The following is a 12,474-nucleotide window of genomic DNA, read 5'->3' on the forward strand; positions in this document are numbered from 1 at the left end:
ACCCCAGAAAAATTTTCTGGGGTTTTTATTTTATTGCAATTCGATTGGGTTAGAATTTTTCTTCGCTTCTTCTTTTACCCTTTCTTCCATTCTTTTTCTCATATCAGCAGGATTCTGGTTTCCGCCACCACCTCCAGGGCCTCTTCCACCGCCACCTACTCTCATTGTAGTCGCAAATCCACCTTGTCCACCACTTTGATTCATGAATGACATCGGATCAGTCTTGAACTTTTGCTGCTGCTTTAAATAATCAGCTCTTTTCACTTTTAAAGTATTTCCAAACTGATTCAAAGTCGGAAACTCAGCAATTTTATAATTCTTCATTAAATCAAAAGAATACTCTCCTTTATCATCTTCCACTTTTACAATCAGTCCCGGAAGCCCTCCGAACTTATAAGGTCCATCCTGGTAAGGAAGATCTGTGGTAAACCATGCTGTCCATTTTCTTCCTCCAAAATCAGTTTCAGCTTTCTGAACTTTGTATTCGCCAATTTTTCTTGTTTCTGATCCAATTTTCCAGTTCAGAGGTCTGTCTTCTTCGTATGAATAGATATCTCGTCCAATTCTGTCTTTAAAATAGGTCTTTTGGTTGGTCTTATCTTTTTCTACAGAATAATTGATATTGGTTCTCAAACCTTCCATCTGATCTCTGTTGATACTTCCTCTTCCACCTCCACCTTGAAAAGCTTTCTGCATGATAGAATCTCTTTTGATTCGGTTTTCAGAATAAAATACAGATTTCTCAGGAGAAATATCCAGATAAGCGTTTTCAGTTTTGATATCGGTTTTATTTTCTGCATCAGGCTTCATAGTCACCTGATACACAAACCTGTTTGTCTGTGCAGAAACATTCTGTATAAAGAGTGCCAATGCGATAATACCTAATTTTTTCATTTATATTTTTATTTATTTTAATTCAATTGGATTTTGTACTGTATTCGTAAAAGAAGAAGTATCAGCAGATGAGCCTTGTGACATCGGCATCCCCTGATTGTCACCGCCCATTCCTCCTCTGTGCATTCCGCCCCCTCCGTGGCCTCCGCCTCTCATTCCACCGCCGCCCATGCCGCCATTATGTCTTCCTCCTCCCATATTCATATTTTCACCACCATTATTTCCGGCTATTGTTTTTCTGTTTTTACCAAACTCCAGCTCCAGGGCAGCTTTATCTCCATGGAAATTGACTCTTGTGCTTTGTTTGGCTTCAGCACTTATCTGTTCCTCAAAAGCATTTTTAATCGTTATTTTCTTAACAAGATCAAATTTATAATCTCCTTTGTCATCTTCCAGCTTTACAATCAATCCCGGTAATCCAGAGAATTTGTAAGGACCATCAGATAAAGGAATTTCTTTGGTGAACCATGCTGTCCAGACTCTTCCCCCAAACTCTGCAACTGCTTTTTGGGCAGAATATCCATTTTGTTTTTCAATTACATTGGTCACATCCCATTTTACAGGTCTGTCTTCCTGATAATAAATTTGTTTTCCAGCCGCTCTTTCATAATAATATACTTTCTGATCCGGAATGCTTTTAGAAATAAAATATTCAAAGAAAGTAGGTTCAAAATGTTTCTTTCCTTCCAGCTTTGAAAAATCTTTTTCACCTTTTTTATCATTTTCTTTCGCCTCTGATCTTAGAGAAGTAAAAAGAGAGTCTTTTTTCAATTTATTTTCGCTGATAAATAAAGAACGGTCTCCTTTAATATCCAAAAAAGTTCTTTCACTTTTCATGCTTACCAGATTGATAGAATCTGGGTTTACCAGGGTTTCGTAAACAAATCTTGTAGTCTGTCCATAAGAGACTACCGTGAAAAACAACACAAAAAAAGCAGCTATTTTTGTTTCATTACCAATTTTATTTATAGATCAAAAATACGATTCAAGGTTAAAATCCGTAAGAAAATCTTCACATTGAAAGGCTAAATTTATCTTTTTTTAACATATTTTGTTCCTCCGAACCGAGCTATTAATATAAGAATCATTAAAATAGATATCTTCGATTTGAGATTGCGGAAATTAGTTCGTATTTTTGCATCATTAAATCATTCTAAATAAATACAATGATAAAAGTATCAGACTATGCAAAGGAGAAAGCCATCCAGTTGATGACGGAAGATGGTTTTAACCCTGCTGAAGATTATATAAGAGTAGGGGTGAAAAGCGGCGGATGCTCTGGTTTAGAGTATGTTTTAAAGTTTGATAACCAAAAAACAGACACAGATCAGATTTTTGAAGATAATAATATTAAAATTATTATAGATAAAAAATCCATCCTTTATTTAGCAGGAACAACTCTTGAGTATTCAGGAGGATTGAACGGAAAAGGGTTTGTTTTTAACAACCCGAATGCATCCAGAACATGTGGATGTGGAGAATCATTTAGTCTTTAGAGAAAAGACCTTAGATCCTAGATTCCAGACCTCAGAGCTTTTCTGAATTCTGAAATTGAAAATCTGAAATCTAAAAAAAATAATGAGTAAATATACAGAAGACGATTTAAGAGTCGATCTAGAAAATAAAAAATATGAATTCGGTTGGGAAACGAAGATTGATTATGAAGATTTCCCGATCGGTTTAAATGAGGACATCATCCGTGCCATCTCTGCTAAAAAAGAAGAGCCGGAATGGATGACTGAATGGCGTTTGGAGTCTTTCAAAATCTGGCAGAAAATGGTAGAGCCTAACTGGGCCAATATCAAGTATGAAAAACCAGATTTTCAGGCAATCCGTTACTATGCTGCTCCTAAAGTAAAGCCTGAACTGGCTAGTCTTGACGAGGTAGATCCTGAATTATTGAAAACATTCGCTAAGCTAGGGATTAACATCGAAGAGCAAAAAAGACTTTCCGGAGTTGCCGTAGATATCGTAATGGACTCAGTTTCTGTGAAAACCACTTTCCAGGATACATTGGCAGAAAAAGGAATTATTTTCTGTTCAATTTCTGAGGCTATTAAAAACCATCCTGATTTAGTAAGAAAATATCTTGGAAAAGTAGTTCCGAGAGGAGATAATTTCTACGCAGCACTGAACTCCGCAGTATTTTCTGACGGAAGTTTCTGTTATATTCCTAAGGGTGTAAAATGTCCTATGGAACTTTCCACTTATTTCCGTATCAATCAGGCAGGAACAGGTCAGTTTGAAAGAACGCTTCTTGTGGCTGATGAGGGAAGTTATGTTTCTTATCTTGAAGGATGTACAGCACCATCAAGAGATGAAAACCAGCTTCACGCTGCGGTAGTGGAACTGATCGCTTTAGATAATGCAGAAATCAAATATTCAACCGTTCAAAACTGGTATCCTGGTAATGAAGAAGGAAAAGGCGGGGTATTCAACTTTGTAACGAAAAGAGGTCTTTGTGAAAGAAATGCAAAAATCTCATGGACACAGGTTGAAACAGGTTCTGCTGTAACATGGAAATATCCGTCTTGTATTCTTAAAGGAGACAATTCTATCGGAGAGTTCTACTCTATTGCGGTAACCAACAACCACCAGTATGCAGATACAGGAACAAAAATGATCCACATCGGGAAGAATACCAAATCAACAATTATTTCAAAAGGTATTTCTGCCGGAAAATCTCAAAACTCATACAGAGGACAGGTAAAAGTAATGCCTTCTGCTAAAGGAGCAAGAAACTTCTCACAATGTGACTCTTTATTGATGGGTAATGAATGTGGAGCTCATACTTTCCCGTATATTGAAATCAAAGATCCTACGGCACAGTTAGAGCACGAGGCAACGACTTCAAAAATCGGGGAAGATCAGATTTTCTACTGTAACCAGAGAGGTATTGATACTGAAAGAGCAATCGCCCTGATTGTGAATGGCTTCAGTAAAGAAGTTTTAAATAAATTACCTATGGAATTTGCTATTGAAGCTCAGAAATTACTTGAGATTTCACTAGAAGGTTCGGTAGGATAAAATAAATACTTCAGATAAAAACAAACTGATTTAATGGCAAGGTTTTCAGTGTTTTTATCAGATCAAAAACCGTTTTATACGGAAATATAAGTTCTCGTCTTCCCAGAAGATGATGACAAAACATAAAATATAAAAAGCTTCTATCCGTCTCTTAAGGAAATGTTCCAGATAAAGACAATGTGTATATACAGAGATGAGGCTCACACAATTATAAAAAGCAAAAGTTAGCAAGAATGTTACAAATTAAAGACCTTCACGCCAAAATTGAAGATGGCGCAGAAATATTAAAAGGTATTAATCTTGAAATAAAGCCGGGCGAAGTTCACGCTATTATGGGGCCGAACGGAGCTGGGAAATCTACCCTTTCTTCTGTGATCGCTGGTAAAGAGGATTATGAAGTGACTGGTGGAGAGATTCTTTTCCAGGGAGAAGACATCAGTGAAGATGCTCCTGAAGATAGAGCTCACAAAGGAATTTTCCTTTCTTTCCAGTATCCAGTGGAAATTCCGGGAGTTTCTGTAACGAACTTTATCAAAGCTGCTTTAAACGAAACAAGAAAAGCAAATGGACTGGAAGAAATGCCGGCAAAAGAAATGCTTGCATTAATCCGTGAAAAATCTGAAAAACTGGGAATCAAAAAAGATTTCCTTTCAAGATCATTGAACGAGGGATTCTCAGGAGGTGAAAAGAAAAGAAATGAGATCTTCCAGATGATGATGCTTAATCCTAAATTGGCTATTCTTGATGAGACAGATTCAGGATTGGATATTGACGCTTTAAGAATCGTTGCAGATGGTGTAAACCACTTTAAAAATGAAGGAAATGCAGTTCTTCTGATTACACACTATCAGAGATTGCTTAACTATATTCAGCCTGATTTCGTTCACGTTTTAGCAGATGGAAAAATCATCAAAACTGGTGATAAATCTTTAGCATTAGAGCTTGAAGAAAAAGGTTACGACTGGCTTCTTAACTAAGAAGAATATATTATTTCAGAGATTAAAATTTTTCACAATTATTCATTCGTGAAGTCTGTCAAAATAAAGAATCTCTACTATTAAAAATTGGATTCCCTATTCCTCGGAATACCAATATTTTAGTTCAAAAAAAAAGAAAAAATGGTGCAAACCACAGATATACCAGTAATGGCATTAAAAGAACAACTTATAGAGAACCATAATGAATTTTTGGAGAGTCTTCGTCACAGATTTCTGGATGATGAAAGAAAAGCAGCTCTTCAGAGATTTGCAGACCTTGGTTTTCCTACTAAAAAAGACGAAGAATATAAATATACCAATCTAAAGGAAATCACGGAAAAAAGCTACAACTTCTTCCCGAAAGAGAACCACAATATCACTAAGGAGCAGTTTGATGAATTGCACCTTGGGGAAGAAAATTTTGATTGGATTGTTTTTGTAAACGGTAAACTTCACAAAGAGCTTTCTAAAGTTTCTATTGAAAATGTAGAATTTCTTTCATTCAACTATGCATTAAACGATGAGAAGCATAAAGAGGTTTTTGAAAAATACTTCAATACGATTGCTTCTAAAGAACAGGCTTTTACTAACCTGAACCTTGCTTATTGCAAATATGGGTTCTTCCTTAAGGTTCCTAAAAATGTAGTGATTGAAAAACCAATCCATGTTTTCTATATTTCTCAGAATCAAGAAGAAAACACATTCTACAATACAAGAAACCTTTTAATCGTAGAAGAAGGAGCCAAAGTAGAAGTGATTGAAAGCCACCATAATTTTGACAGCACGTATGTATTAACGAACTCTGTAACGGAGATCTTTACTTATCCGAATGCAAAAGCAGACTGGCACAAGCTTCAGAATGATAACAACACAACCTATCTTATTGACAGTACGTTCGCAAGACAGGAGAAAGACAGTTTAACAACTGTAAACACATTCTCTTTCGGAGGTAAACTGGTAAGAAACAACCTTGATTTTATTCATAATGGATCTAATATCAATTCATTTATGAACGGAATCACAATCATTGGGAAAGATCAATTGGTAGACCACCACACGGCAGTTCACCACAACTTCCCGAACTGTGAAAGTTATCAGAACTACAAAGGAATCTTTGATGGGAATGCCCATGGAGTTTTCAATGGAAAAGTTTTTGTTGACAAAATTGCTCAGAAAACAAACGCATATCAGCAAAACAACAACGTATTGCTAAGCGAAGGGGCTAGTATTGATACGAAACCTCAGTTAGAGATCTTTGCTGATGATGTAAAATGTTCTCACGGTTGTACCGTAGGTCAATTGAATGAAGATGCTTTATTCTACCTGAGAGCGAGAGGAATTTCTAAAAAAGAAGCGCAGGCATTACTTTTATATGCTTTCGCTAATGATGCAATGCAAAACATTGATATAGAACCTCTAAAAGAAAAAATCTCAAAGCTATTGGCTGAGAAATTAGGAGTTGATATAGAATTCTAAGACTTATATATATTGATACACAAAAGCACTTCTTTTTGAAGTGCTTTGTTATTTTTATGCAGATAATGTTTCTGTTTTTATTTCTTTAACCAACCTTGGTTGTCTTTATTATCAGAACGTTTTTTTCCATTATCGAAATTATAGGCTAAACCTACTCCTAACGTCTGCTTCAACTGTGTTTTCCATATCTGATTATGGTCGTACAACAGATCAAGGGTAACATTGGTAGAGATGTATTTATTGATTTTCATGCTTAAAACTCCGCTATATCCAAGAACCAGTCTTTCAGGATGATCAAGATAGTTTGAGAATACAGAAGCCGTATTCAGCAAAGTAATGTTCTCCATAATCTTCAGCTTATACATTGCCGTACCAAGGAAACCGAATTGGAACAGAGACGAATCTCCGTCATTTTTCAGCCCATAAGTTCCTGCTTTCTGAAGGTCTTCATCTAAAACAAAGGTCCATCTTGCATTGGCAGGACGCAAAGTCACAGAAAGATTATCATTGGGACGGTAAGTCACCCCAGCTCCTAAATTCAGGTAGCCTGGCGCCATAAAATTGGAAATCTTCTTAGCATCAGGATTGTTCCCATCTTCATATCCGGGAGCAAATTGAGTCTGAAGACCCGCACCTACTGAGAAATACCAATGTTTCGCAAATTCTCTACCATAGTTGGTAGAAAGATTGATAACATCCTGAGTTTTTCTTACACCCGTCCCCTGTGTATTATTTTGTCCATACCCAAGGATAATAATGTTTTCCCAAAGGTCTTTCCCTTTTTCATAGGTTAGGTTGTAATTGACACCAGCAAGCCATCCAACGTTGTTGGCTCCTCCTCCTACCCAGTTTGAAAAGGCAGCCTGATTGAGCATTAATGTATTTTGTCCTTGAATAGACCAGGCCTTAACAGTGTCTGTTGCCGGCGCTTCCGTTTTAGTCTCCTGAGCCATTACTACAGCTCCTAAAGAGATAGAGCTGATCAATAAAAGTTTTTTCATAATGTCGATTTATTACAAATGTATAAATAATAATCTACGCCGGAATAAAATTCACTTTAAAATGAATTTAACATTATTAAATTAATGCTTATAATCCAATGAAAATAAACCATTTAAATAACACCCATTCATCTGTCAAACTTAAACCAACTTAAAAGCACAGTAATTTTAAGAACAAAAAAGCACTTCATTTCTGAAGTGCTTATCATTAAAATATGTATTCTGTTTTATTTTTTTAACCACCATTGGCTGTCTTTCCGATCAGAGCGTTTTACACCGTTATTCAGCGTATAAGCGAAACCAATTCCAAGGGTTTGTTTAAGCTGTGTTTTTTCTATCTGGTTATGATCATATAGTAAATCTACCGTGACGTTGGACGAAATATACTTATTAACTTTCAGATTCAACAGAGCTCCATAAGCAAGAACCAATCTTTCCGGATGGTCAAGATAATTTGAAAAGACAGAAGCTGTATTCGTTAAATAAATGTCTTCCATTATTTTCAGCTTGTACATGGCTGTTCCCAGAAAACCAAACTGCAATAAGAAGTATCACCATCATTTTTTAAACCATAGCTTCCTGCCGTCTGAAGATCTTTATCTAGTACAAAAGTCCATCTGGCGTTGGTAGGGCGCAAAGTTACCGTAAGGTCATCATTAGGTCTGTACGTGATACCCATCCCGATGTTTACGTAACCTGGTGCCATAAAGTTTGAAATTTTTTTTGCATCCGGATTATTTCCATCTTCATATCCTGCTGCAAACTGGGATTGTAAACCTGCTCCAAGAGAGAAATACCAGCTTTTTGAAAACTTTCTCCCGTAATTGGTAGAAACATTAATAACATCCTGAGTTTTTCTTATTCCAAGACCTTTGGTATCATTTTGCCCATACCCTAGAATGATGATATTCTCCCACAGATCTTTGTCTTTTTCATAGGTGATGTTGTAATTGGCTCCGGCAAGCCATCCAACGTTATTGGCTCCCCCTCCTACCCAGTTTGAAAAGGCAGCCTGGTTAATCATTAGTGTGTTTTTTCCTAATACTGACCAGTATCTTACTGTGTCAACCACTACGGAATCTTTTTTCAATTCATCTTGTGCACTCGCAGAGATCCCTATCAAAAAGGAAAGAATCAATAAAAACTTCTTCATTACTCTAAATAATTTTCAATACAAAAGTATTAATATAATTTTTTTTAAAGGCAAATTCAGCTTTAAAGAATCAAATTTCATCAAAGTTGAATCAATCACAATAACATATTATATAAAATCAATGCCAAAATAATAAGTTTCAAAATAAAATTTGATACCTTTTGTCTTAAAATCAGCTAGGTAGGAATGAATTCATCGCCAAATTTTCCGAAATTTATCCTTGGCTTTTGATTTGACATAAAATCTTCATGTTTAAAAATATAATTTCCAAAAGAGCAGTTATATACCCATTGTTGATGCTTTCTGCAATGTGGTTCGGGTATTTTTTACAAATGCAGGGCTTTTTTCAAAGCTGCTTTGGAGCCATTATTCCGCTTTTGCCTGAAGGATTGCTTGGAGTGGTTACCTCTCCTCTTTTACATGGAAATATTGATCATATTATAGGAAATTCTATTCCGATAGCCGCACTGATGTTTTTGTTGTATCAGTTTTATCCTATAGTGGCCAACAAGGTTTTTATTATCGGATGGCTGGCAACCGGGCTTTTGGTATGGCTTCTTCCTCCTATTGATATTCTCACAGGCGACTACATGTATACATGTACCATCGGAGCCAGTGGTGTAGTATATGTTCTTGCCTTTTTTCTTTTTTTTAGCGGAGTATTCAAGTGGAATACGAAACTTCTGACGATTTCTATGCTTGTTGTACTCTATTATGGAAGCTTAGTATGGGGTATGCTTCCGGAAGAATTGTTTTATAACATGCAGGAGCCTAGTAAAATTTCATGGCAGGCTCATCTTTCCGGAGCCGTAGTAGGAAGTATCATTGCATTTTCCTTTAAAAATGTAGGGGAAAAGAAGAAAAAATTCATTTGGGAATTTCCTAATTATTATAGTGAAAAGGACGATAAACTGTGGCAGGAATACAAAGAAAATCATCCGGAAGACTTTATGGAGCTACCTTATAAAAAAAGAGATGATATCTGGGATCATTTGGATGAATTAAGAAAGAGATAAAACTTATTTCATTACATTTGAAAAAAACATACATGATCCCTGAAGAATATTTATATGCCATCGCTCTCCGTGAATGCAGCCAGATTGGCGACATCCATTTTCATAAACTAGTCCATACTTTTGGAAGTGCTCAGGAAGCATGGAAAAGAGCAAAGAAAGAGCATAAAAAACTGGAAGGAATAGGACAAAAAACGGTTTCTGATATTGGCAATGATGCTCATTTGAAATTCGCAGAAGAAGAATTGAATTTTTGCGAAAAAAATAATATCCAAATCAGGCTGAGACACCTTCATGAAACCCCTTCCCTTCTTCATGAATGTAATGATGCCCCTGCTATTCTTTATCAAAAAGGACAAATTAATGATTCGCTTGCCAAAGTAAGTATCGTAGGAACAAGAAATATGACTGCTTATGGTCAGCAATTTATTGAAGAATTCTTTGAAGCCTCGCAATCTTCAAACTATATATCGGTAAGCGGTCTTGCCCTGGGAGTTGACAAAGAGGTTCATGAACAGTCTATTCGCACCCGAAAACCTACTATAGGAGTTCTGGCTCATGGTTTTAAATTTTTATATCCTGCAAAAAATAAACGACTTTCAGAAAAAATTCTTCAGGAAGGAGGAGCATTAATCACAGAATTCAGCTCTAACAGAAAGCCAGACCGGGAAAATTTTATTCAGAGGAACAGAATTGTTGCAGGAATATCGCCAGCCACAATCGTAGTAGAAACAGGTTTTGGAGGCGGATCCATAAGTACCGCAGCATTTGCCAATGACTATAATCGTGATGTTTTTGCCCTACCGGGAAAAATTACCGATACAGCCAGCCAAGGGTGTAATCAATTGATTTTCCATAATAAAGCAACGGCTATTTCTACCATAAAAGATCTTATCGGCATGCTTGGATTTAATGAACCAAAAGAAAAAATGGAAGAGTTATTTCCTTACAGCGAGACACAGGCACAATTATCTGAAAATCAACAATTAATATATCAATCTATTAAAGAGCATCCCCAGATTTCCCTAGATGATCTGTCACAGAAAATTGAAGTTTCTACTCACAAAATTTTGCCAATAATTTTAGAATTGGAACTTTTAGGTAAAGTAAAATCGTTTTCCGGGAGACAATTTATGGCAATTTGACATTTAACGATTTCTTAATATTGCATTATTTCATACATAACATTTCATTTTAATAATTTTTGATCATAAATTATCAATTTAATAATATTACGAAACATTATTATTTAATTTTTAACAATGTTGAAATAGAGTGTTGTGAATCTTGAAAAAAAAATTAAATTTGTTGACAATAATATTCAACCTTAATATATGGAACAATATAATATTGACCAGAAAATCCAAGAGTTTATTGCAAAAATTGAAGCAAAAAATCCTAACGAACCGGAGTTCTTACAGGCTGTAAAAGAAGTTGCCGTAACTGTAATTCCATTCATTGCTACTAAAAAAGAATACACCGGAATGAAGCTGCTTGAAAGAATGGCTGAAGCTGAAAGAATTATTATTTTCAGAGTTCCATGGGTTGATGACAAAGGAGAAATTCAGGTTAACAGAGGTTTCAGAATTCAAATGAACTCTGCTATTGGTCCATACAAAGGAGGAATCCGTTTCCACCCTACAGTAAACTTATCCGTTCTTAAGTTCTTAGCTTTTGAACAAGTATTCAAAAACTCTTTAACAACGCTTCCAATGGGAGGTGGTAAAGGAGGTTCAGATTTCGATCCACAAGGAAAATCTGACATGGAAGTAATGCGTTTCTGCCAGGCTTTCATGACAGAATTATGCAAGCACATTGGTCCTGAAACAGACGTACCTGCAGGAGATATCGGTGTTGGAGCAAGAGAAATCGGATATTTATTCGGCCAGTACAAGAAAATCAGAAACGAATTTACTGGAGTTCTTACAGGAAAAGGTCTTGCTTACGGAGGTTCATTAATCCGTCCTGAAGCTACAGGATACGGTGTAGTATACTTCGCTGAGCAGATGCTTAAAACAATCGGACAGAATTTCGAAGGTAAAATTGTAACGGTATCAGGTTTCGGAAACGTAGCTTGGGGAGTTATCAAAAAAGCAACTGAACTGGGCGCTAAAGTAGTAACAGTTTCTGGTCCAGATGGATACATCTACGATAAAGATGGTATCAGCGGAGAAAAGATTGATTATTTATTAGAGCTGAGATCTTCAGGAAACAACAGAGCTGAAGATTATGCTAAAAAATATCCATCTGCTGAGTTCCATGCTGGAAAACGTCCTTGGGATGTGAAGTGTGATGTAGCTTTCCCTTCTGCAACTCAAAACGAATTAGATTTAGATGATGCAAGAAAATTAGTTGAAAACGGATGTATCTGTGTAACTGAAGCAGCGAATATGCCTTCTACATTAGATGCTATCAACTATTTCTTAGACAATAAAGTATTATTCTCTCCTGGTAAAGCTTCCAATGCTGGAGGTGTTGCTACATCAGGATTAGAAATGACTCAGAACTCTATCCGTCTTAACTGGACTTCTGAAGAGGTAGACGCAAGATTAAAGGAAATCATGATCGGTATCCATAAAGCTTGTAGAGACTACGGAAAAGACGAAGACGGTTATGTAAACTACGTAAAAGGTGCCAATATTGCCGGCTTCGTAAAAGTAGCAGAAGCAATGTTAGCTCAAGGAGTTGTATAACATAAAAAACAAAGGTTGGGAAAAATCCTAGTCATGGTCGGAAGATTTTTTCTTCCGACTTTTTGTTTTTAGATATTCAATATTATTATTTTAATTAATTGATTATCAGCCATTTAATTTGTTTTATTATTTCATTTTTTGTATCTTTATTGCTGATAATCAATTGTTTATGTCAGTTTTTAAAGATCACAAAATATCACTTAAAGATGTTTTAGAATTTATTCCCGAAGCACTTTTAAG

The 12,474-nt window shown here is 36.0% G+C and carries 10 protein-coding genes and 1 pseudogene; 7 read left to right on the forward strand and 4 right to left on the reverse strand.

Annotated features, from left to right (window positions below):
* Positions 1-30: 30 nt before the first annotated feature.
* Together BOQ62_RS09010 and BOQ62_RS09015 are read right to left on the reverse strand one after the other, a co-directional pair.
* Positions 31-894, reverse strand: coding sequence for a GLPGLI family protein (locus BOQ62_RS09010; RefSeq protein ID WP_129038812.1), 864 nt, complete (start codon positions 892-894; stop codon positions 31-33).
* 12 nt (positions 895-906) lie between these two features.
* A complete protein-coding gene (locus tag BOQ62_RS09015; protein WP_185146794.1) occupies positions 907-1,821 on the reverse strand; it encodes a GLPGLI family protein in 915 nt (304 codons plus the stop codon).
* Positions 1,822-2,060: 239 nt separating this feature from the next.
* Between BOQ62_RS09015 and BOQ62_RS09020 the strand changes: the two genes are divergently transcribed.
* The 4 genes from BOQ62_RS09020 to sufD all read left to right on the forward strand — a co-directional run bounded on the left by BOQ62_RS09020 (position 2,061) and on the right by sufD (position 6,374).
* Positions 2,061-2,390, forward strand: a complete 330-nt coding sequence (locus tag BOQ62_RS09020) for a HesB/IscA family protein (RefSeq protein WP_027372006.1) — start codon at positions 2,061-2,063, stop codon at positions 2,388-2,390.
* A gap of 82 nt (positions 2,391-2,472) precedes the next feature.
* Entirely contained in the window at positions 2,473-3,921 is a 1,449-nt protein-coding gene (gene sufB / locus BOQ62_RS09025) for a Fe-S cluster assembly protein SufB (protein WP_129038814.1), read from the forward strand.
* Between the two features lie 233 nt (positions 3,922-4,154).
* A complete protein-coding gene (gene sufC, locus BOQ62_RS09030; protein ID WP_105683083.1) occupies positions 4,155-4,898 on the forward strand; it encodes a Fe-S cluster assembly ATPase SufC in 744 nt (247 codons plus the stop codon).
* A 141-nt stretch (positions 4,899-5,039) separates the two neighbouring features.
* Positions 5,040-6,374, forward strand: a complete 1,335-nt coding sequence (sufD, locus tag BOQ62_RS09035) for a Fe-S cluster assembly protein SufD (protein ID WP_410494184.1) — start codon at positions 5,040-5,042, stop codon at positions 6,372-6,374.
* A 77-nt stretch (positions 6,375-6,451) separates the two neighbouring features.
* On the opposite strand, the gene BOQ62_RS09040 is transcribed toward sufD, so the two are convergent.
* Together BOQ62_RS09040 and BOQ62_RS09045 are read right to left on the reverse strand one after the other, a co-directional pair.
* The gene (locus BOQ62_RS09040) at positions 6,452-7,375 is read right to left on the reverse strand and encodes a DUF3078 domain-containing protein (protein ID WP_129038816.1); all 924 of its coding nucleotides are present in this window, start codon (positions 7,373-7,375) and stop codon (positions 6,452-6,454) included.
* Positions 7,376-7,602: 227 nt separating this feature from the next.
* Positions 7,603-8,528: pseudogene (locus tag BOQ62_RS09045) on the reverse strand (DUF3078 domain-containing protein).
* Positions 8,529-8,776: 248 nt separating this feature from the next.
* On the opposite strand from BOQ62_RS09045, the gene BOQ62_RS09050 reads away from it, so the two are divergent.
* The 3 genes from BOQ62_RS09050 (at position 8,777) to gdhA (ending at position 12,234) form a co-directional block, all read left to right on the forward strand.
* Positions 8,777-9,544 carry a rhomboid family intramembrane serine protease gene (locus BOQ62_RS09050; protein WP_129038818.1) on the forward strand — a complete coding sequence of 256 codons (768 nt, stop codon included), beginning with the start codon at positions 8,777-8,779 and terminating at the stop codon, positions 9,542-9,544.
* A 32-nt stretch (positions 9,545-9,576) separates the two neighbouring features.
* Positions 9,577-10,686 (forward strand): DNA-processing protein DprA, encoded by a 1,110-nt coding sequence (dprA, locus tag BOQ62_RS09055; protein ID WP_129038827.1) that lies wholly within the window; start codon positions 9,577-9,579, stop codon positions 10,684-10,686.
* A 189-nt stretch (positions 10,687-10,875) separates the two neighbouring features.
* A complete protein-coding gene (gene gdhA / locus BOQ62_RS09060) occupies positions 10,876-12,234 on the forward strand; it encodes an NADP-specific glutamate dehydrogenase (RefSeq protein WP_105700419.1) in 1,359 nt (452 codons plus the stop codon).
* The last annotated feature ends 240 nt before the right edge of the window (positions 12,235-12,474 follow it).

It is taken from the genome of Chryseobacterium sp. CH21, assembly GCF_004119445.1.
In the GTDB taxonomy this organism is placed as follows: domain Bacteria; phylum Bacteroidota; class Bacteroidia; order Flavobacteriales; family Weeksellaceae; genus Chryseobacterium.